The organism is Spiroplasma sp. NBRC 100390, assembly GCF_001886495.1.
Taxonomy (GTDB): Bacteria; Bacillota_I; Bacilli_A; order Mycoplasmatales; family Mycoplasmataceae; genus Spiroplasma.
In genome coordinates this window covers 1-23,954 of the sequence record NZ_CP018022.1, presented here as the reverse complement: position 1 = coordinate 23,954, position 23,954 = coordinate 1, and the positions used below count along the sequence as shown (strand labels likewise).

17 protein-coding genes and 1 other RNA gene are annotated in these 23,954 nt (G+C 27.5%); all 18 read right to left on the bottom strand.

Features of this window, described 5'->3' with window-relative positions; all coding sequences use genetic code 4:
* Window positions 1–23 precede the first annotated feature (23 nt).
* The 18 genes from S100390_RS00090 to dnaA all read right to left on the bottom strand — a co-directional run bounded on the left by S100390_RS00090 (window position 24) and on the right by dnaA (window position 23,954).
* Window positions 24–3,374 carry an ABC transporter permease gene (locus S100390_RS00090; protein ID WP_070406279.1) on the bottom strand — a complete coding sequence of 1,117 codons (3,351 nt, stop codon included), beginning with the start codon at window positions 3,372–3,374 and terminating at the stop codon, window positions 24–26.
* A gap of 46 nt (window positions 3,375–3,420) precedes the next feature.
* Complete coding sequence (locus tag S100390_RS00085) at window positions 3,421–4,272, bottom strand: hypothetical protein (RefSeq protein WP_070406278.1); 852 nt, start codon at window positions 4,270–4,272, stop codon at window positions 3,421–3,423.
* Between the two features lie 92 nt (window positions 4,273–4,364).
* Window positions 4,365–5,300, bottom strand: coding sequence for an ABC transporter ATP-binding protein (locus S100390_RS00080; RefSeq protein WP_070406277.1), 936 nt, complete (start codon window positions 5,298–5,300; stop codon window positions 4,365–4,367).
* 114 nt (window positions 5,301–5,414) lie between these two features.
* On the bottom strand, window positions 5,415–6,284 hold the full coding sequence (locus S100390_RS00075; protein WP_070406276.1) for an Hsp33 family molecular chaperone HslO: 870 nt from the start codon (window positions 6,282–6,284) through the stop codon (window positions 5,415–5,417).
* Window positions 6,285–6,373: 89 nt separating this feature from the next.
* Window positions 6,374–8,395 carry an ATP-dependent zinc metalloprotease FtsH gene (gene ftsH, locus S100390_RS00070; protein ID WP_070406275.1) on the bottom strand — a complete coding sequence of 674 codons (2,022 nt, stop codon included), beginning with the start codon at window positions 8,393–8,395 and terminating at the stop codon, window positions 6,374–6,376.
* 72 nt (window positions 8,396–8,467) lie between these two features.
* A complete protein-coding gene (gene tilS / locus S100390_RS00065; RefSeq protein WP_070406274.1) occupies window positions 8,468–9,775 on the bottom strand; it encodes a tRNA lysidine(34) synthetase TilS in 1,308 nt (435 codons plus the stop codon).
* Window positions 9,776–9,784: 9 nt separating this feature from the next.
* Window positions 9,785–10,507 (bottom strand): tRNA1(Val) (adenine(37)-N6)-methyltransferase, encoded by a 723-nt coding sequence (locus tag S100390_RS00060; RefSeq protein ID WP_070406273.1) that lies wholly within the window; start codon window positions 10,505–10,507, stop codon window positions 9,785–9,787.
* A 1-nt stretch (window position 10,508) separates the two neighbouring features.
* Window positions 10,509–11,345, bottom strand: a complete 837-nt coding sequence (locus tag S100390_RS00055; protein ID WP_070406272.1) for a DNA polymerase III subunit delta' — start codon at window positions 11,343–11,345, stop codon at window positions 10,509–10,511.
* Window positions 11,338–11,982: a dTMP kinase gene (gene tmk, locus S100390_RS00050; RefSeq protein WP_070406271.1), complete on the bottom strand. Its 645-nt coding sequence runs from the start codon at window positions 11,980–11,982 to the stop codon at window positions 11,338–11,340. Before tmk ends, S100390_RS00055 begins: the two co-directional genes overlap by 8 nt.
* A 19-nt stretch (window positions 11,983–12,001) precedes the next feature.
* Complete coding sequence (gene recR / locus S100390_RS00045) at window positions 12,002–12,583, bottom strand: recombination mediator RecR (RefSeq protein WP_070406270.1); 582 nt, start codon at window positions 12,581–12,583, stop codon at window positions 12,002–12,004.
* 18 nt (window positions 12,584–12,601) lie between these two features.
* Complete coding sequence (gene dnaX / locus S100390_RS00040; protein WP_070406269.1) at window positions 12,602–14,677, bottom strand: DNA polymerase III subunit gamma/tau; 2,076 nt, start codon at window positions 14,675–14,677, stop codon at window positions 12,602–12,604.
* Window positions 14,678–14,736: 59 nt separating this feature from the next.
* On the bottom strand, window positions 14,737–15,180 hold the full coding sequence (locus S100390_RS00035; protein ID WP_070406268.1) for a deaminase: 444 nt from the start codon (window positions 15,178–15,180) through the stop codon (window positions 14,737–14,739).
* Between the two features lie 16 nt (window positions 15,181–15,196).
* Window positions 15,197–15,287, bottom strand: an RNA gene (ffs, locus tag S100390_RS00030) — signal recognition particle sRNA small type.
* A 118-nt stretch (window positions 15,288–15,405) separates the two neighbouring features.
* Window positions 15,406–16,677 carry a serine--tRNA ligase gene (serS, locus tag S100390_RS00025; protein ID WP_070406267.1) on the bottom strand — a complete coding sequence of 424 codons (1,272 nt, stop codon included), beginning with the start codon at window positions 16,675–16,677 and terminating at the stop codon, window positions 15,406–15,408.
* 13 nt (window positions 16,678–16,690) lie between these two features.
* Window positions 16,691–19,144 (bottom strand): DNA gyrase subunit A, encoded by a 2,454-nt coding sequence (gyrA, locus tag S100390_RS00020; RefSeq protein ID WP_070406266.1) that lies wholly within the window; start codon window positions 19,142–19,144, stop codon window positions 16,691–16,693.
* A gap of 15 nt (window positions 19,145–19,159) precedes the next feature.
* The gene (gyrB, locus tag S100390_RS00015) at window positions 19,160–21,082 is read right to left on the bottom strand and encodes a DNA topoisomerase (ATP-hydrolyzing) subunit B (protein WP_070406265.1); all 1,923 of its coding nucleotides are present in this window, start codon (window positions 21,080–21,082) and stop codon (window positions 19,160–19,162) included.
* A gap of 237 nt (window positions 21,083–21,319) precedes the next feature.
* Complete coding sequence (gene dnaN / locus S100390_RS00010; protein WP_070406264.1) at window positions 21,320–22,441, bottom strand: DNA polymerase III subunit beta; 1,122 nt, start codon at window positions 22,439–22,441, stop codon at window positions 21,320–21,322.
* A gap of 160 nt (window positions 22,442–22,601) precedes the next feature.
* Window positions 22,602–23,954 (bottom strand): chromosomal replication initiator protein DnaA, encoded by a 1,353-nt coding sequence (dnaA, locus tag S100390_RS00005; protein ID WP_070406263.1) that lies wholly within the window; start codon window positions 23,952–23,954, stop codon window positions 22,602–22,604.

Genomic DNA, 23,954 nt, shown 5'->3' with positions numbered 1-23,954 from the left:
TTTTTTATAATAACAAAGTAATTTTAATTAGTAATTTCTGTTACTCGTCGCTTTTTAATTGAATTCATTGCAACAAATCACGATGTTAATAAAATAATAGTAATAATAGCTAAAGCAATTAATGGGCCTTTAATATCAATTGGAATATTTAAAACAATTTTAAAAAGACTGTAAATTAAAACCCCAATCCCTTGTCAAATTAATATTGAAGCAATCCAAGCAACAACAAAAGTAATAACAACTCCAATGACATAACTACCCATAACAACAAAGTTAATTTTACCATTGTTATATCCAATTGCTTTCATTGTTAAAATAATTGGAATTAACTCATCAATAATAACCATTACTACAACTACTAATAAGATTAAAATAATTAACGCAACTAATAATTCAAACATCAACATTGAACTATTCATTTTTGTTAACATCTCATCAACTGATGTTCGAAGAATATTTAATGGCAACATTCCAAAATCATTCCCTGTTGTTCCTGCCCCTGCCATGTTGCTGATTAAGGTAGCGGTTACTGTTTTCGTATTGATGTTAAGTAACGCGTCTCAAATTGATTGATTATGCGTAGCGGCAATTACTAAATTATTGCCAATAAATTTTAAATTTTTAATTGATTGTGCCATATTTTTTAAATCAATTTTACCATGATACATTTTTTGTTGTGAATACAAACCATTATAAATATTTGTTTCTGGTTGTTTCGGATCAATTGTATTTGCAACAAATAAATTATACATAACATTATTATAACTAGTATAAATGTCATCAGTAACCGTATTATTTTTAATGACCCCAACAACTTCAACTTCAACACTAGTTTTATTTGGTGTCTCTGTTTTTACTTTAAAAGTATCACCAACTTTATAGTTAGCATTCCGTGCTAATTTGTAAGAGATCAGTCCTTTAATTTTATTTGGTGCATTTGTTGATTTAAAAATTTCATCAACTTGTTGTTGGGAAACTCCCTCTCAATTTAATGCATTATTATAATAACCTCCAACACTACCATTATTATTAAGTCCCTTAATTGTCATCCCTGGTTCATCAAGATTGCTGTCTAAAACAACTGGTAGTGAATAGAAAGTTGTTTCTTGGTTAGGGTTGTATCAAAAATCATTAAAGGTTACAACTGGATTAGTACTATCATCCATCATAATTGCATTCAACATTAAACTCATTAAGTTTGGATAAATACTTGGATCAATTCTATTTTGAAGAAAAATATTATTAATATTCATTACACTAAAAATTGTTTTTAAATCTTTTAAATACAGATATTGATTATCACCACTTTGGTTTTGAACATTATATTTTTGTAGTAAAACAATATATTGTTGTCCTGCCGTTGGTGAAGTTGGATCAATTTTATTAAAGGCATCATGAAAATTCGCTGCTGTCTGGTTGGTTTTTGTAATATCACTAAGGTTATGATAAGTTTTAAACTTAAAATCATATTGGTGATATTCTTGATCATTAACAACCAATTGCCCATTTGTCTGACCATTTCCGTTAATTCGTGGGAAATTATTAAATGTTAAAGTATGATCTAATTTACTATTTAACATATTAAACATCCCACCAGTAATTGATTTAGCAATGTTTGTTGCGCCCAACATTAATATTAATAATAATGATGAAAAGAAAAATAAAATAATTGTTAAAGTAAATTTACCTTTATTCCGAGAAGTAAAAGCAAGTTGTAACCGTCAAGTAAATGCTTTGCCGCGTTTTGACAATGACCGTGATATAATACCAGCACGAACTGCCTTATTACTTTTTGCAACATTATTTACTAATGATAGAATTGGCTCTTTAATATATAAAAAGGTTGTAATATACGAAGCAATGGTGAAGAAGACAGGAACTACGATAAAAATTATTCCCATGAATCCTCATCCAGCATAAACTTTATCATAACTAATGGTTACCATTGTTTCAAATTGCCCATACATGTAAATTTGCAACGGAATTGAAAGTAAATATCCAAAAATTAGACCACCCATAATCGTTATTAATGTTTTAACAGTAAAAATTCAAACCAACTCACTAGTACGATATCCTAGTGCTTTAAAAATTCCTAATTGTTTTCTTGTTTTATTCATTTCTTTTTTCATCACGAAGCTAATAAAAATAAATGCTAAAACAATCATTCCAATTCCTAATAAAGTGTAAATTGTTGTTGTTACTTTCATTGAACTAATCTTTGAAACTGGCCCTAATGAATCATAGGCCGTTAAAACACCACTACTTGCTAAATAAACTGATTTATCAAAGTTATTTTTTTGAGCAAAAGCATTACGCAAAGTAACAAATGATGAATTATTTAAAAAATTAACTTTTTGATTTATTCCAAAATTAAAACCTTTTAATTTGTTTTGACTTAGTCAAACCTTTTGATACATTGTATTTAAAATATTGTCATTAACAAAAACTGCAGCATATTTAGAAGCATCACCAGTCATTGAAAAATAATCGGCTTGTGATAAAGTATCGACTTTTGTTCCAAATCCACTAATAACTGGATGATTTAATTCTGGAACCAATGTTCCTAAACTATAAAAATTAATTTTGTCATTTAACTGATAATTATTATCTTTTGCAAATTTATCAGTAACAACAATTTCATTATTTTGTGTTTTATTTTCTCCTTTTAACATAACTAAATTATTAATTCATTTTCCTAAAATAGGATTAACCTTTTTAGTTCCACTTGTAATATAATAATAACCATCCGGGGTGATTGTTGTTGGGGTTGGATATGATTCATAATAAAATTCTAAATCAACTGATAATTCAAATTGATTTTGATATGTTTCCATAATCTTACTATTAACATAATAAGATGCATCATTATAATAATTTTTAATGATGTTTTTAAAAACATCATTAAAAACTTCGCTAGCTAATAATGTTCTTCCCCCATAACTAAGATTAGTTGGTGTTTCGGGATAATTAAAATAATTATTTAAAATATTTTTTAAATCTTCTCCCCATGCCAATTGGTTTTCAACATTTCCAATTGGATCATTATCTTTACTTTTTAAAGCATCATAACCAACTTGTGATAAAATTCCTAATCCATTTGGATCTTTAATTGGTGCTAAATTATAGGCTGTTGATTCACTAACAAAATAATTATACGTAAACTCATTTTCAAATTTGGTTGGTGAACTAATTAAACTATAATTTCAAGTATTTGCTTCTCGATTAATACTTTTGTTTTTACCTGACAACTGTAATGGTGATGCTAAAATTCCAATTACTGCCAAAGATAAAATTGTCACAAATAAAATTAAACCTAATGATTCAACTCATTGTTTAAGATAGGTTCTAATATAACTTTTTAAAACTTTCTTCATCTTTTTTTCCTCTTTTCTTAAATTTTTACTAAAAAATAAGAAAAAATTAATTTCGTAAAGTTAACTTTCAACCATTAATAATAATTTTTGTTTCTTTAATACTATTATCATTTTGTGTTAATAATAACTCACATTTTTCGTTAAGATTATCTTCATCATTTAGATTAACTTTGCTATTCTTATCATTAATCAAACTATTAAGATAAATTAAAAAGAAATCCATTGCATATGTTGTTGCTAATGTTTTTGCCGTTGCTTGTTGCATTTTAAGTAAGCAAAAGATTGTTTTTTCCATTTTATTAGCACTAATCTTGGTAATTACTTTTTGCAGTAAATTTAAGAAACATAATTTTACCATTAATAAAACAACAAGCATAAAACATAATACTAAGATACTACGTAGAATGTTAGTTAAGACATTAAATAAAATAAAATTCAAAAGGTAATTAATAGTTTTAAATGATACTAAAAATGTTCATGGTGTTAAAATTAAAAATAAAATAATTAACAAAATTGTTTTTGTAATTAAAAAGAAAAAATTGTTTTTAGTTAAAATGGCAGTAATCCATAAAATTCAGGTTGGAATAAAAAAATATCAAAAATATGTGTGTAATAAAAAAGTTGCACTTTCAAATTTTATTCGTGTAAAAAAAACACTGGCATTAAGAAGACAAAATACAACTATAAAAATAATATTAAAAAAATAATTTACTTGGTTAAAATTTTGGTTCTTATGATTATTATATTTAAACATTGACTTGGAGTTGATTAATAAAGTAACTCCCGTAATGATTAGAAAAGAAGCAACATAAAAAGCATAACTACCAATATTAGAAGAATAAGGAACATCATTATTTCAAATCATTTTTTCATTAACATAATCTTGATACAATCTCATTATTGACACTACTCCTTTCCTTTTTGTTTTTAAACATTTATATTTATTATAATAAAAAAATCTATAAAACGCTAATAATAGCGTTTCATAGATTAAGATCAATCAATTTCACTTGGTTTTTTTGGATGTGTATTTTTCTTAATTTGATCAATTAATCCATTACGAACATGAATAACTGTATTTGCAATATCAGCAATATTTGGGTTATGAGTAACAATAATAACTGTTGTTTTATATTTTTTATTAACATCAACTAAAATCTCAAGTACTTTCCGACCCATTTCTTCATCTAAAGCTCCCGTTGGTTCATCACCAAATAGAATGTCAGGATTTTTTGCTAATGCTCTAGCAATCGAAACCCGTTGTTGTTGACCACCCGACATTTGATGAGGATACTTGTTCATTTGTTCTTCCATTCCAATTGTCTCAAAGATATCTTTAATTGTCATATCTTTATTTTTATTTTTACTTAGGTTTTCACCAACTTCGGCATTTTCTTTTGCAGTTAAATTAGTTAATAAGTTATATTGTTGAAAAATAAAACCAACATTATCTCTTCGGAATTTTGTTAAATCAACATCTTTTAATAAAGACAAATTATAACCAATAACAAAAACATCACCACTTGAAACTTTATCTAATCCTGAAATAATATTTAGCAAGGTTGTTTTCCCTGATCCAGAAGGACCCAAGATAACAATGAAATCTCCTTTTTCTAATTTTAAATCAATTCCTTTTAAAACTGGTGTTTCAACTTCTCCGGTAATATATGATTTTTTAACATCTACTAACTCAATAACATACTTACTTGTATCTGGTTTTGTACTAGTTGTTGAAATTACTTCCCCTTTTAAAATTTGTTTTGAATATAATTTAGTTTGTTTCTTTTGTTCTTTTAGTTTTTGTTTAAATTCTTTAACTGCAGTATAATCGATTTTTTCTTTTTTCTCTTTTGGTTCTTTTACTTTAGACTGCTTTCCTTTAGTTTTTGTTTCTTCTGTATTAGGTGCTTTTCCCATTTCAGCCATTTTGTTTTTTCCTCCCCTGGTAAATATCACATTACATTTTGCAATTAATTTTTATCATATTAATATCATAACAAAATTATTTTAATTTTATCAACTTATTTATATTTATTAAAGTTATTCTTTTAAAAGACTTTTTAAGTCAGCAGCTTTAATTGCATATTTTTTACGACAAAAATCACACACAATTTCAACTTCGCTATTTTTTTCTAAAATTTCATTCAATTGTTCATCACCTAATAATTTAGCTGATGACAAGGCTTTTTCATATGAACAACTACATTCAAATGCCACAGAATCAGTTTCCAATACTTTTGCATTTTCATCAATTAATTTAAAAATATTAGTTAGATCACTTTCGGTAATCAACTTCTGACTAATACTTTCTAAATTACCAACTTTTTCTTCTAAATAATCAATATCTTCATCCTTATGTTCTGGTAATAATTGCGCATAAAAGCCAATTGCTTTAGCAATTGTATTATCATCATTCATTTTAATTGAACAAGCAATTACTGATTTAATCTGTTCACTTTGTGCTAAATAATAAGTAAAATCTAAATTAATTTCACCAGAAATCAATTCAATTTGACCAGAAAAGCTGTCTTTCATTCCCAAGTCTTTCATTACTCGTAAATAACCATCAGTTCCCACTACTTGCGAGATTACGTTGTTACTACGATCAATTTGTTCAACATCAAATTGCGGATTCCCACAAAAAGCACGAACTTTATGACCAGTATATTCTGCCATAATTGTTCCAATTGGGCCATTTCCATTAATAATAGCTGTCATTTTATCCGTTGCATTTTTCATATCACTACCAATTAAAATTGTTGCTAATACAACTCTTGACAAAGCAATTGTTGCTAATGGATTAGTTTCATGTAATTTGATAATGTTATTTAGTGCTTCAGTTGCATCCACAACAGTCATTTTTACATTGTGGGAATTACTAATTGCCTTAATTACTTTATCTTTACTCATTTTATCAAACTCCTTCATAATTCTGTTCACTCTGCAATTATAGTACAACTATTTTTAAAAGTAAAATAAAGAGTAGGTTTTGATTATTCCTACTCTTTATCATCTGATTCTTTTTTATTTTCTTCTTCAGGATGATCTTTTTTTCGTTCTTTTGGTTTAACTTCTAAAATTTCACCTTTTTCTTCTTTTTCTTTATGTCTAGCTGCACGCTCTTTTTCACGAATTACTTCATCTGGTACTTTATTATATTTATTAATATATTCAATTTGCTCAGCAGTAATTATTTCTAACACTTTTAAACTCTCAGCAATTAAATCTAATAACTCACGATTTTCTGAGATTAATGCTTTTGCTGTAACATAACAGTCATCTAAAATTTTACGAACTTCCGTATCAATTTTAGCAGCAACATCTTCTGAATAACGTTTTGTTGCACCAGTGTATTCATCTTTTGGTGATTCAAATTGCACTAATCCTAATGAACTCATTCCATATTCAGTAACCATATGACGAGCAATATTTGTTGCTTTTTCTAAGTCATCATGTGCTCCAGTTGTTATCTTAGTTTTTCCAAAAATAATTTCTTCTGAAGCACGCCCACCCAAGTAACCAGTAATTGTTGCATATAAGTTTTCTTTACTATGAAACATTGTTTCTTCTTTTGGTGTCATGATTGTATATCCACCAGCTTGTCCACGTGGAATAATTGTTACCTTTTGAACTTTACTAGCTGCTTCTAATTTTAATCCAATTAAAGCATGTCCAGCTTCATGATATGAGACAATGTCTTTGTCCATAACTGAATATTTACGTGATTCTTTTGCTGGTCCCCCAACAACACGATCAATCGCTTCATCAATAATATTAATTGTAATAATTTTTAAATTATTACGAACACATAAAATTGCTGCTTCGTTTAAGACGTTTTCTAATTGAGCTCCCGAAAAACCAGGTGTTCTTTCTGCAATTCGTCTAAAATCAACTTCAGTTGAAACAGCTTTATTACGGGCATGTAATTTTAAAATTGCTTCACGTTCATTAATATCTGGCAATGAAATTTGAATTTGGCGGTCAAAACGACCAGGTCTTAATAACGCTGAATCTAAAACATCAACACGGTTTGTTGCTGCCATCACAATAACTCCGGTATTAGTGCCAAAACCGTCCATTTCAACTAATAATTGGTTTAATGTTTGTTCATTAGCACCACTACCAATTGAAACAGTTCTTTTTCGCCCAACAGCATCAATTTCATCAATAAAGATAATACATGGGGCTGCTTTTTTTGCCGCAATAAACATTTCACGAATTCTTGAAGCACCAACCCCAACAAACATTTCTTCAAATTCAGAACCTGAGATTGAAAAGAAGGGCACTCCTGCTTCACCAGCAACAGCTTTTGCTAACAAGGTTTTACCCGTTCCCGGTGGACCTTCCATTAATACTCCTTTTGGTGCACGTGCTCCCATACTTGAATACTTTTGTGGATTTTTTAAGTAATCAACTAACTCAACTAATTCTGTTTTTTCTTCGTTAATTCCAGCAACATCCGAAAACTTAACTGTTGATTGAATTTGACGAGCTTTATTTTTCCCCATTGAGAATGGATTTGCGCCACCCATTCCACCTGACATTTTTGATAATCGCATAACCATAAAGACAGCAACTCCTATTAATAGTAACCATGGAATTAACTGAATTAACATTACTTGTCATGGTGGGACAAATTCACGGTCAACTGAAACAAGACCACCTTTTAATTTATCAGCAAAGTTTTTATCTCAAGTGTTTTGAGTTTGACCTGTTGGATAAGAATAATTGTTAAATCCTTCACGATTTCACTCTGAGCTATAACGAACAGTTTTTGTAACACCATTGTCAACATATTTAATAACACCTGACATTTGAACACTATTACGACCAACACCAGCAGTAATAGTGATTTCCTCAATTTGGTTATCATTATACTTTTGCGTATTACCAATGGTTCTCATATCGCCTTCACTAATTTTTGTAACATCTGAGCGTGTTCATAACAGAATTGTTAACACAATTAACCCAATAAAAATAAATGAACTTATAACAGCAAACCACATTCTTTTTTTATTCATAATCATTTCCTCTCCATCAAGACTCTGAAACTAATCTTTTTAAGTCATTTAAAATAATGACCCAATTCTAAACTATTTTATCATAAAAAAAAATAAATTGTGTTTTTCCGGTCAAGTATTATTAATAAATTTATTAATTTTTAAATCAATCAAATTATTAACATAAACAAGTTTATTTTGAGCATCCAAAATAAAATAACTTTTTCGAGCTAAAATTGGGATCTTATTTTTAATAAACCATCGATTCAAAGGTGTTTTTGCAAGAATCACTTTCTGTAAAAAAAGAACATCATTTGTAATTGTTAATGGAAATTGATCGACTCCTATTTTAAAAGCATAACTTTTGTTTGTTCCTTGCGAAATTATCTTTTCTTTTCATTTAATAGGAAACTTTGTTGTCATTGTAATTTTAACAGTTATTGGCTGTAAAGCATTATTATTAATAATTTCAACATTATCATATGATTTAACTAAAGAATAATCATTATTAACTTTAATAATAATATTTGGTTTTTCACTTTTTAGTTCTTTAATTATTTCATTTAAAAATTTTCTTTTTTTATTGCTAATTAACTGAACAAGATTATTCATTTTAAAATAATTAAAAATAATAATCTTTTGCAATTGCATATTATTAATAATATTAAAACTAGCAACATTAATTTGTCCAAAATTATCAATTAAATAATTTTTTGCCATTAATTTCAATTGCTCATTTTCACTATTTTTTTGGTTAATTTCTAATAACATATCTTGTAAATTAATTTGTTGAATTTCATTTCTAATAATATTACGATTATAAATTCCTAGAATATTAGTTGAATCAATTGCATAGTTAACTTGATTATGAAAAAGATATTCAATAATTTCTTCTCTAGTTATTTGCAACATTATTCGAATTATTTTAAGTTCAGAACCTAATAAGTGTGAATGATAATAACTAATTTGATTTAAACCATAATGTTCAACAATTCCGTTGCGTTGTTTTTGCAAGATGTATGTTTCAATATGATCAGTCAAATTATGAGCAATTAAAACACCCTGACAGTGATGTTTTTTACTAATTTGGAAAAAAAAATCATAACGAATATCACGAGCAATATTTTGAAAATTATGAGAAATTGTTTGGTACTGATCGTAATCTGCTGGTGTTACTCTTTTAACATAAATTTTAATATTTCGTTTTTTACAATATTCAATAACAATTTGTTCATCATAATCACTATCCTCTCGTTTTTGATAATTTATTAAACAAACAATAAAATTATTAATATCTAATTCAGGATTATGATAAATGTTGTCAAGCAAAAACATACTATCTGGACCACCTGATACCCCAATAATATATTTTTCATTACGATTTAAAAGTTTGTCATCCATTTTAATCACCTATTTTCGAAATAATTTTAAAACTGTGTCACTATATTGATAATCATTATTATGTACTATAATTGGTCTTTCAATAATAAGACCATCGCCACCTTGAAACCGTGCTTCAATTAAAACATTATTAGCTTCACTTTCTTGAAACGGATGAATAAATTGTAACCGTTTAATGTTAAAACCATTTTTAGTTAATAAAGTAGTAATTTCAAATAGTCTTGTTGTGCGATGAATTATTGTAAAATAACCCCGGTTAGCAATTAATTTCTTTGCAGCTAAAATAATATCTTCTAATGTTAAAGTTGTTTCATGCCGTGCTGGAATTAGTAATTTACTTTTTTCATTTAATTTTGATTCACCAATTTTAAAAAATGGTGGATTACATAAAATCAAATCATATTTAAAATTCGCATTTATCTTAACATATTCGTTAATATCATCATGAACAATTCTAATTTGCGTGGTCTTTTGATTCAATACCACATTTTCTTCTGCTAATTGAACTGCTTCTTGTTGTAACTCAATTCCAGTAATTTCTGCTGAAGTTAATTTTGATAAAATTAATGGAATTGCAGCATTATTAGTTCCAATATCAAGAATTTTTTTAGTTTTAGCATTTAAAGTTGCAAACCGTGCCAATAAAACAGTATCTAATGAAAAGTTAAACATATCTGTTCGTTGGTTAATTTTAATTCCTTCATAATCTAACAAATCATTTAAAACTTTCACTTTACACCTCGTTATATAAATCAATCAATCCTTTTTCTAAAACTAACTCTTTATTTAAATTCTCTAACAATAAATTAGCAATCGTATAAGAAATTTCAATTAATTTAGTATTTTTATCATTTAATTTTTTAATTAAAGTTTGATCTATAATTTCATATTTACTTCATTCTTTTCTTTTTAAAATATTAGCAATCTCTAAAAAAAGTTGACGAGACTCTAAATGATCATAACCATTTAATTGACGAATATGAATAAAATTATTTTCTGGTGTGCTTGCAAAATTTTTAAAGAAAGTTTGAATAAACTTTGTTTTAAAGTCATCAATATCTAATTCATCAGCTGTGTTTTCTAAAATAACATTTAAGCAACGTGATTTGATTGTATCAATGACTTTTGTTTTATTTGTTGTTAATAAAAAAGCATATGTATTTTTACTAGGCTCTTCTAAAAATTTCAATAATGAATTAGCAGCTTCTAATGTTAATAAATCTGCACCATTAATAACATATACTTTAATTCCAGTTTGTTCTAATGCTGAATAACTAAAAGTTTGAATGATTTCTTGAATCGTCTCTTTTTTAATTGTTGTTTCAAAATCGCCACTAATTTTTAAATCATAATAGGTTTTATTATTGATACGTTGACAAGTTTCACATTGACAATCAGAATCTTTTTTCTCTTGACATAATAAAAACTTAATGATTTCAGTTGTAAAAGTTTCTAACTTAATTTTATTATTACAAGAAATTAAAAGTTGATTTGATAAATTATTTTTTAAAATTAAATTTTTAAATAATGCCATTTTCTCTGCATCACTTTGCGAAAATAAATTATTCATTTTTCTTATCCTTTATTTTCTGAATTATTTCATCAACATAATAATAAACCTGTTCTAAAACTTCGTTAACTGACTTACGAGCATCAACTACTTTAATTCGCTCAGAATGTTCGCTAATTAAAACTTGATACCCTTCATATACTTTTTCATGAAATGATTCTTGTTCCAAGTCTAAACGATTCATTTCACTTTCATTTCTAACTTTCATCCTTTCATTTGCCATTGCTGGTTCAATATCAAAAAACAAAGTTAAATCTGGTTTTGTCGTTCCTAAAACAATTGATTGAACTTCATCTAATGTCCGAATTCCTAAACCACGAGCATAACCTTGATAAGCTGATGTTGAATCCATAAAACGATCACAAATAACAATCGCCCCTTCTTTCAACGCTGGCAAAATATCTTCCATAACATGTTGTTTTCGTGCAGCAATATATAATAAAGCTTCTGTCCACGGATCCATTCCTAAATTATGTTTGCTCAAAATAACATTTCGAATTTGTTCAGCAATTTCATTGCCTCCTGGTTCTCTTGTTAAAACAACTTGGTATCCTTCTGAACGTAGTTTTTCTTTTAGTAATTTTGAAATTGTTGTCTTTCCAGAACCATCAATTCCTTCTAATGTTATAAATAGCATTATTACACACTCTCCGTTCTTAAATATCTTTTCGACCTTCTAATGCTTGTTTTAAAGTTACTTCATCAACATAATCTAACGATCCTCCAATTGGAATTCCTCGAGCCAAACGTGATATTTTCACATTAAAAGACTGCAAGACTGTTTTTAAATATTGTGCTGTTACTTCACCTTCAAAAGTAGCACCAACAGCAATAATAACCTCTTTTATAATTTTATCATTCATTCGAGATTCTAAAACAGGAAAAGTTAATTTATCCGGTGCAATACCATTTTTAACATTAATTTCGCCATTTAAAACATGATAAACACCATTAAAAACTTTTGTTGCTTCAATTTTTATTACATCAAAAAAATTACTAACAACACAAAGTTTTGTTTGATCTCGTAAATCATTTTGACAAAATAAACAAATATTATTTTGCATTAATGTTGAACATATTGGACATTGTTGAAAGTTATCTTTTATTTCTTTAAAAACGTTCTCTAACGAGTCAAATAATTCTGGCTTAATAATTAACTTATTAAAAATTCTTTCTGCCACTTTTTTACCAACACCTAAAGTAGTTTTTAATTCCATAACTAATTCTTCGTAAGTCATAATTAAGTCTCCTATAAATTAATCAATTATCTTAATATTATCAAAAATTTGCTTTCCTGTCTCAAGGAGATCTTTATGATCATCATAATTATCAATTTGTTTAACCAATAAATTTTGATAAAATTCCTCCACATCCGTTAGCGTTGCTTCTGGTAATTTGTTTGCTTGACGAATTTTAACATAATCATCACGGACATTATTTCATTCACTTTCGCTTAAAGCAATGATAACAAAATCAAAATCAAATGCCTGAAATATTTTATTGCGGAACTCTCAATCACACATTTCAAAACTAATTCAATTCGCTTCTGGTTTCGTATTTGTTACAATGATTAAACCTTGTTCTGATGCAGCAGCATATTTAACATCATAAAAACTAATTAGTTTATCTAATTTAACAACTTTTCCTTTTTCATTGATTAATTCCATAAACTTACTTTCAAACTTTTCTCGTTCTTCTTTATTAGCTTTAATTAAAATATTAAAAATTTGATTAATTGAGTAATTAATGTTAGTAAGTTCATAAATATTAATTTTATTTTTCATATCATCACGATACTTCTGCAAATCAGTTATACCTTCTAACTCTTTCCCATGTGGAGTTTGTTCTAATTCTGTTGGAAAACTATTTTCCTGTTGAGAACCTTTACTAGCATTAAATTCTGTCATAATATCCTCAGTTATTTTTCCTGATGTTGATGGTGCTGGTTGTGTAAAAGAAACATTGTTTGATTCTTCATCATCAAATAATGAAATATTACGAAATAACGGTTGTGAATTTGGTATTTTTCTTTCTGAATGATGTTCAACATTTTCAGCATTTTTTTCCTTAACTTGTTGTGGCTCTGAAAGTGTTTCACTAATGGTTTTATTACTATCGGAATTATTTTCCATTATTTCTATATTTTTGGTAATTATATCTGAATTATCCATTTTACTATCTGCTACTTTTTCAACACCAGTAGCAATAGTAAGATCACTTAATTCCAGATCATCTAAGTTTTTAACATTACCTTCAAACATGGCTAAAGCTTTTAACAAGATTAATTCAAAATACATTTCTTGTGTTCTGCTACTACGCATTTTGGTTGATGCCTCCGTAAATAAATCAAGTAACATTAATAACTCTTCTGAGGTTACTTTATTTGCAAATACTTTTGCTTGATTTTCTGATAATAAATTTAAAAAAACAATATTCCCAGTTTGTTTATATTCAAAAACTTCTTTTAAAATATCTAACAAATTTAATGTTAAAATTTCAAAATCAGAACCAGCCTCATAAATTTTTTTACTAGTTAGTAAAACCTCTTCTGTTTTATCTTCTAAAATATCTTTTAATAATTTTAACTTAACATTTTTTGAAACTGTTGCAAAAATGATATTAACACTCTCTAGGGTAATATTACGATCAGAAAACATAATTACTTGTTCTAAAATACTTAATGAATCACGTGCGCTCCCATCTGCTAGAATTGCAATTTCTTTGATTGCAACTAAGTCATAATTGATTCCTTCTTTTCGTAAGATTTCAATTATGTTATTTTCTAATTCAACTTTTGGTATTTTTCGAAAATTATATTGTTGACAACGTGAAATAATTGTTGCCGGAATTTTGTGGCTCTCTGTTGTTGCCAAAATAAAGACAACATGTTGAGGTGGTTCTTCTAATGTTTTTAGCAAGGCATTAAAAGCTGAATTAGTTAACATATGAATTTCATCAATAATGTAAACTTTATATTTTGCCATTGTTGGTAATAACTGGACATTATTTCTGATTTCTCTAATTTCATCAACACCATTATTTGAAGCCGCATCAATCTCAAAAACATCAACTGCTCCACCACGATTAATTTCATTACAACTTGAACAAGTATTGCAAGGATTACCATTATCTAAACTAGTACAATTAATTGCTTTTGCAAATATTTTTGCAATCGAAGTTTTCCCTGTACCACGTGGGCCAGAAAATAAATAAGCATGTGAAAAAGTGTTGTTAGTAATTGCATTTTTCAAAGCTTTTCTAATTTCAACTTGACCAACAATTTTATCAAAAGTATTTGGTCGATATTTACGATATAACGAAATATAATCCATTTCCTTACCCCCATAATTATTATTTATAGTTTTATTTTACTCTTTTAATTTAAAATATTCTATCTTAATTGCTCAAAGAATTTTTTCATTAAATTTTTAAACATTATATTTTCTTCATTTTTTCGAACATGGTGAACTTTCATTTTTGATAAGTCAAAAGTATGATTTGATTTTACGAAACCAAATTTTTCATTTGATAAATAATAATTAATAACTTTAATTCCTGAATTAATTATTGCTCCTAAACACATCATGCATGGTTCAACAGTCACTCAAATTGAACAATCATTAATTTTATTTGTTCTTTTTTTGCGACAAGCTTTATTTAAAGCATAAATCTCAGCATGTGTTGTAACTGAGTTTTTTGTTGTTTTATTATAACCGATTGCAATAATTTTACCTTTTTGATCAACAACTAATGCAGAAATTGGAACATGTTTTTTCTTGTATGCTCGTTGTGATAATTTATATAATTTATTAAAAATTAGTTCGCTTTCCTTCATAAACTCACCCTTATCATAAAAAATGTCATTACACATAGTCCTTAGTCTTATGGCTGCTACCTTCCGGTCCTGACCAGTTTCAAATGTAACTATTGTAATGACATAAATAATTATAACATATAATTTTTGTTTGACTATGTTTTAATTAAAATAGTCAAATGTTTCACGTGAAACATTTATGTTGTTTAAACTACTATTGTCTTAAAATGTTTCACGTGAAACATTTTAAGCAATAACTGTTTGCCCTTGTAAATAACTTTGTATTTTCTGGGGAATATTAATAGTTCCATCTTCATTTTGATAATTTTCTAAAATTGCTGCAATTAAACGATCAACGGCCAATCCTGAACCATTTAAAGTGTGAACAAAGTTTGTTTCATTATTATCATCGCGATAACGCATTTTCATTCTTCGTGCCTGAAAGTCAAGACAATTTGAACATGATGAAATTTCACGATATTTATTTTGCCCTGGCATTCATACTTCAATATCATATGTTTTTGCCGAAGAAAACCCCATATCACCTGAGCATAATAATATTACTCGATATGGAATTTCTAATAATTGTAAAATATTTTCGGCATCTAGGACCATTTTTTCTAATTCATCAAATGAACTTTCTGGTTTAGTAAACTTAACCATTTCAACTTTTCTGAATTGGTGTAAACGAATGATCCCTTTTGTATCACGCCCTGCTGACCCAGCTTCTTGTCGAAAACATGGTGTATAAGCAGTATGATAAATTGGTAAATCTTTTCCTGCCAAGATTTCCTCACGATATAAATTAGTTAACGGTACTTCTGCCGTTGGAATTAAATACAAATTATCTTTTTCAATATAATATGTATCTTCCTTAAATTTTGGTAAATTTCCTGTACCATACATAATTTGTGGTTGTACTAACACTGGTGGCTCAATTTCAACATACCCCCGTTTTGTGTGCTCATCTAACATAAAATTCATTAAAGCCCGTTCTAATTTAGCTCCCATGCCTTTATAAACAACAAAACGTGATCCTGATAATTTTGTACCTCTTTCAAAATCAATAATATCTAATTTTGAAGCTACTTCTCAATGTTCTTTTATGTTTAGGTTTGATGTGGCTTTCCCTCATTTTCGAATTTCAAGATTATCATTTTCATCTTGACCAGTTGGAACTGAATCATCCGGAATGTTTGGCGTAACTTCCAAGATTGCTTTAATTTTTTCTTCGACTTGGTTTAATTGATCATCAACTATTTCCATTTCTTTTTTCATTGTAACAATTAATTCTTTAATTTTTTCCGCTTCATGATCTTTTTTTTCAGCAACTAATGCTCCAACTTTTTTTGACTCAAGATTTCGTTGTTCTTTTAATTTCTCTGATTTAACAATAAGTTCACGACGTTGTTCTGATAATTTTTTAACATCTTGTAAATATGAAAAATCATCTTGACGACGACTTAACTTTTTGATTATTTCGTCAAGGTTTTCAACCACTTTTTTTTGATCTAACATTGTTTTGTTCTCCTTATTCACTACTATCTTTCTTTTTTAAAATTTCAATAACTTCTAATTTATCATCTTGATCTAATCGCATAATTTTAACACCCGATGTTGTTCGACCAAACAACGGAATTTGTTCTAATGAAACACGAATAACATTTCCATTCTTTGTTCCTACCAAAAGATCTTCATCCCCAACAACTGTTTGAGCAAATTTTAAATATCCTGTTTTTCCTGTTAAGTTTATTGACTTAACACCTTTTGTATTTCTCCCTGTCAACCTGTAATCTTCAATTGGTGTTTTTTTTGCATAACCATTTTCTGTTACAGATAACACATATTTTACGGATCGGCCAGAACTTACCCCAATTGTTATCCCTGATTTATCGTTAGAAATTCCCTTAACTCCAACAGATTGGCGACTCATGGCCCTAATTTCTTTTTCATTAAAACGAATTACTTTCCCAATGTTGTTTCCAATGATAATATCATCAGTTCCTTTTGTAATAATAACACTTACTAATTCGTCTTTTTCCTTTAATTCAATAGCAACTTTCCCTGTTTGGCGAATTTGATTAAATTCACTTAATTTTGTTTTTTTAATCAATCCTTTTTTTGTTACAAAGAATAAGTTATCTTGTTCGGAAATTGTTTCATCTAAAGCTAGAATTGTTTGAATATTTTCAGTTTTATCAATTGCAATTAAATTAATAATTGGTAATCCTCGTGCATGTCGTGAATAAGTTTCAATTTGATACGCTCGCAGTTTATAAACCTTCCCAAAATTTGAAAAAATCAATAAAGAATCAATACTATTAGCACTAACAATTTTTTTCAAACTATCTTCCATATTTGCTAAACCAGTAATCCCTTTTCCACCACGATTTTGTAATTTAAATGTATCATCAGCAACACGTTTAACATAACCATCTTGGGTTAACATAATTAAAATATCTTCCCGACGGATTAATTCTTCTGGATCAATTTCAGTTAGTTCCTCTTTAATAATTTGACTACGACGTTCATCACCGTATTTTTTCTTAATTTCAATTAGCTCATTAATCATAATTTCAATTTGTTTTTCATTATTATTAATAATTTCTTCTAATGCTATAATTGCAAGTTTAATTTCCCTAGTTTCATTATTAATTTTTTCAATTTCCAAACCTGTTAAACGTTGTAAACGCATTTCTAAAATTGCTCGTGCTTGTTCAGTAACTAACTTAAACTGATCAATTAAAGATTCTAAAGCAATTTGTGTTGTCTGCGATTTTTTAATTATTGTAATTACTTCGTCAATGTGATCAAGGGCAATTTTTAATCCTTCTAAAATCACTAACCGATTCTGATTTTTATGCAATTCAAACTGACTACGCTTAACAATAATATCAATTTGGTGTTCAATAAAATATTTTAAAATTTGCTTTAACCCCATTACTTTTGGCTGATTTTTATACAAAGCTAAAATATTTAACGAAAAATTAGTTTGTAATGGCGTTAATTTATATAATTTATTTAAAATAACATTTTCTTGGGCGTCACGTTTTAATTCCAAAACAACACGAACCCCTTCCATATTTGATTCATCACGAAGATCAGAAATACCATTAATAATTTTATCGCGTACTAATTCTGCAATTCGTTCTAATAATTTTGCTTTATTCACTTGATATGGAATTTCAGAAACAATAATTCGACGTTTATTATTATTTTCTTCAATATCAATTTTTGAACGAATTGTAATTGTCCCATTCCCTGTCTCATAAGCTTTAATTAGACTATTTCCAGCAGTAATTAAAGCTCCTGTTGGAAAGTCTGGTCCCTTAATAACTTTCATTAATTCAACTGTTGTAATATCCATATTTTTTGTAAGAGCAATAACACCATCAATTACTTCATTTAAATTATGCGGTGGAATATTAGTTGCCATTCCAACAGCAATTCCGCTTGCACCATTAACTAGTAAATTTGGAAAATAACCTGGTAAAAAAGTTGGTTCTTGTTCACTACCATCATAATTATCAATAAAAATTGTTGTTTCTTTTTCAATATCCTTAATTAATTCACCAGCAATTTTACTCATTCTTGCTTCAGTATATCGCATTGCCGCTGGCGCATCACCATCCATTGATCCAAAATTACCATGACCATCAATTAAAGGATAACGATAAGAAAAATCTTGTGCCATTCGCACCATTGCTTCATATACAGCAGTATCACCATGGGGATGATATTTCCCAATTACTTCCCCAACAATTCGCGCTGATTTTTTATGTTGTTTATCATATGTCATATTTAAGTCTCACATTGCATAAATAATTCGACGATGAACAGGTTTTAATCCATCACGAACATCAGGAATTGCACGTGAAACAATAACTGACATTGCATAATCTAAAAAGCCACTTTTCATTTCATCAGCAATATCAATATCACGGATTTTACCATTATAATCATATGTATCGTTCTCTGGGTTCAATTTACTCACCTCCTCTTATATATCTAAATTTTTAACATATTTTGCATTTTCACGAATAAATTTTTTACGTGGTTCAACATTTTCTCCCATTAATTCATTACAAATTAAATTTGCCTCAAAGGCATTATTGACCGAGACTTTTAATAATAATCGTCGCTCTGGATCCATTGTTGTTTCTCATAATTGCTCGGGATTCATTTCCCCTAATCCTTTGTAGCGTTGAATCATATAATTTTTAATATTTTTTACTAATAATTCTTCTTTATAAGTTTCTAATTCATTATCAGTATAAGCATAACGAATATTATTACCATTTTGAATTTTATATAATGGTGGCTGTGCAATATAAACATTTCCATTTTCAATTAAATCTTTCATATAGCGATAAAAGAACGTTAATAGTAAAATCCGAATATGAGCACCATCAACATCAGCATCAGTCATAATAATTACTTTTTGATAACGTAGTTTTTTTTCATTAAAACTGTCTTTAACACCAGCCCCTAATGCTGTAATAATTGAATTAATTTCATTATTTTCAAAAACTTTTAATTGTTTTGCTTTTTCAACATTTAATATTTTTCCTCTTAATGGTAGAATTGCCTGAAATCTTCGATTTCGTCCAGCCTTTGCACTTCCTCCCGCAGAATCTCCTTCGACAATATAAAGTTCAGCAATATTAGAATCTTTTGTTTCACAATCAGCTAATTTCCCTGGTAGAGAAAAACTATCCATTACTGTTTTTCGGCGAGTTGTTTCTTTTGCTCGTTGTGCCGCAATTCGTGCTTTTAAAGACAAGTTTATTTTCTCAATAATATTTTTAGCATCTTCTGGATTTTCCAATAAATAACTATTTAATCCTTTCCCGACAATATTTGACACAATTTTTTTAACTTCACTATTCCCTAATTTTGTTTTTGTTTGTCCTTCATATTGTGGATCAGGATGGCGAATTGAAATAATTGTTGTCATTCCTTCTTTTACATCATCTCAAGTAAATTTATCTTCATTTCCCTTATTATTTTTATTAATATTTTTAAAGTAATTATTTAATTCGCGCACAATTGCTAACTTTGTTCCTTCTTCGTGTGTTCCTCCCTCGTGGGTATTAATATTATTACAAAAAGAAAAAATATTTTCAGAATAATTATCATTATATTGTAACCCAAATTCAACGATAATATTATCTTCAATGCCTTCCACATAAAAAACATCATTCAATGGCGTTCCAATTGTTTTATTTAACTCTAAAACATAATCTTTAATTCCATTATTAAATTGATAAACAACTGATTTTTCTTCATCTTCTTCACGTAAATCAACTAATGATATTTCTAACCCTTTGTTTAAAAAAGCCAATTGTTTAATCCGATTTTGAATTGTTGAAAAACTAAAAATTGTTGTTTCTTTAAAAATTTTTTCATCCGGTAAGAAAGTAACTGTTGTCCCAGTTTCATTGGTTGTCCCAACTTCTTTAATTGGTGTTAAAATTTGACCGCCATTATGAAATTCCATTAAATATTGTTTATTATTTTTTTTAACTTCAATTTTTAAGTATTTACTTAAAGCATTAACAACACTAGCTCCTACTCCATGTAGACCTCCAGAAATTTTATAAGTGTTTGAATCAAATTTTCCTCCTGCATGTAACACAGTGAAAACAGTTTCTAAGGTTGAAACTTTTGTTTTTGGATGGATTTCGATTGGAATTCCCCGCCCATTATCAGTAACTGTAATTGACTCATCTTTATTAATTGTAATTGTAATTTTATTCGCAAAATTTGCTAATACTTCATCAATAGAATTATCAACAACTTCTCAAACTAAATGATGTAAACCCCTTACATTAGTAGCTCCAATATACATTCCAGGACGTTTACGAACTGCTTCTAAACCTTCTAAAACTTGAATCGAACCTGAATTATAATTATCGCTCATATAATTTTCTCCATTTCTGTTCAATATTATTTTACCATTATTACCTAATTTTAGGGTTAAATTATCAAATATATTTTAAAATATATTAAAAAATATATTTTTTATTTTTAGTGTCTAATTTTACCCTTTAAAAAACTTATAAAATAAAAAATAAAAGGTCAAGTTTCTATTTTTAATATAACTTAACCTTTTATTAATTTTATTTCCTATCATTTAAATTGTTTATTATTTCAATTTTTAATATGATCGAATTGGTAAAACCAATTGTTGCAATGAATCATCTTCATTTGCCGTAATAATCAATGGTTTTGTCTCATCAATCATTTTAATAGTAATTTCTTTTGTTTTAAATGCTTTTAAAGCATCTAAAATATATTTTGAATTAAAAGCAATTGTTTGATCTGAACCTTCAATTTTAAATTCTTTAATTTCCTCTTCAGTATTTCCAATTTCTTGCGTAAATGAAGTGACTAAAACTTTTTGTTCTTTAATTTTTAATGTTACAATTGTTGTCATTGCTTCATTTGATAAAACACTAGCTCGTTCAATAATTTTGATTAATTCACGGTTATTAATTGTTAATGAAGTATTAAAGGTTTCTGGAATAACTTTACTTGTATCAGGATATTTTCCCTCAATAATTTTTGTTTGAACAATTGTATTATTAATAATAACACTAACTGATTTATCTGTAATTTTCATTCTAATTTCTTGATCATTTTCTGAAATTAATCGCCCAATTTCATTGATAAACTTTCCTGGAATAATAACATCAAAATCATAACTATTGTTATAACTAATTTTTTTACATGACAATCGGAATGAATCAGTTGCTGTAATCACTAATTGTTTATTATTTTGATCAGTTTTAATATTTAAACCATTAAAAACAATTCTTTTTTCTTTTTCTCCAATTGCAAAACTTGTTTGTGAAATAATTTCTTTTAATAAAACACTAGTAAAAATTATTTCTTTCCCTTCTGTATCAAACGATAAATGCGGATAATCAATTGCATTTAAAGTATTTAAAATTGAGTCAAAGTTATTTGCTTTAATTTTAATTAAACTACCTTCCACTGCTTCTAAGGTAATAAAATCATCCTCAATCTTACGAATAACTTCAATAATAAATTTATTCTTTATTAAGACATTTCCAATTGATTTAATAACTAAATCATTTCCCACCAATATTTCTGATTTAATTGATGTATCACCATCAGAAGTAGTAAAAGTAATTTTATCTTTTTTAACTTCAATTAGAATTCCTAATAATGATGGAATTAATGTTTTTTGAGAAATTATTCGACTTACTTTTAATAATTCGTCTAATATTTTATCTCTTTTAATGCTTACAATCATTTTGTTACTCCTTACTAAACATATAGTATACTTAAATTATATACTATTGTTAAAAATTGTTTTTTATTTATTATTATTATAATGTAGAAAATGTGGAAAACTTTACAAAATTTTGAATAATATAATTTTTTCTGGGAAAAAAGCGGTGGAAAACATTGTGTTATTTTCCTTCAATTTTCTTACGAATCGTATTTACTAAATGTTTAAATTCTTTATTTGTTGCAATTTGAGATTCAACTTTTTTTACACTATTCATTACTGTTGTATGGTCTTTTCCCCCAAATTCAGTTCCAATTCTTGTAAAAGGATCATCTAATAATGTTCGGCAAAAATACATTGCTAATTGCCGAGCTTGCATTACGTTGCTAACTCGAGATTTACTCATCATTGCTTTAACAGTAATATTATAGTTGTCAGCAACAATTTGTTTAATTTTTTTTGGGGTAATCTTTTCATTATTTTGCAAAGGAGCATTTTTAAAGGCTTTTTCAACATCAACTAATGTAATAATTTCATCTGGTTTTTTATTCATAACTGCTAAAAATAATAAACGTTTAATTGCCCCTTCCAATTTTCGAACATCACTATTAAAATTTAAGGCAATAAATTCTAATGATTCTTCAGAAAACAATGCTAAGTTATTTTGATATTTTAATTTTTGTTCTAGTATTTTAAGAGCAGTTTCAAAATCAGGTGAATCTAAACCAATACTTAAGCCATATGAAAAACGAGAAATAATTCTAGCCTCAAAACCGCCAAGATCATCAGGATATTTATCTGAAGTAATAACAATTTGTTTGTTTTTTTCAATATATGAGTTAAAAATATGAAAAAATAATTCATTTGTTTTATTTCGTTTTGCTAATAATTGAATGTCATCAATTAGTAAACAATCATAAATATCATATGATGTTTTAAAAGCTTCTATAATTTCGTGACCTTGATTTAAAATATCCATTGCAATTTTTCCAAATTCATCAGCTTTTAAATATTTAACCTTAGTATTTGTTTTATAAATTTCATTTACTTTATTTTCAATTGCATGTAATAAATGTGTTTTTCCCAATCCAGAATCACCATAAATAAATAGAGGGTTTCATTTTTTTCCCAAATCTAACGCAACAGCTAGTGCTGCTTGCATTGCTTCACGATTAGAATCACCACGAACAAAGTTTTCAAAGGTATAATTTTCATAATAAGTACTATTATTATTTTCCTTTAAGGTATCAATATTATTAATAACAGATGCTTGTTTGTTAATATTCTTTTCTAATTCAAAAGAAATGTTATATTCAATTCCAGTTAATTTTTTTAAGATATTTTTAATTTTATCATTTAATCCTGCTTCAAAAACTCCAATTGCAATTTCTGATTTTGTTGTAATTAAGCAATTATTATCAGATACGGTATATAGATTAGTATCACTAATATAATAATTATAAATTTCTGGGGAAACTGATTCATCGCGGGATAGAATTTCTTTAACCTCACTTCATAATTCTTTTGTGTTCAT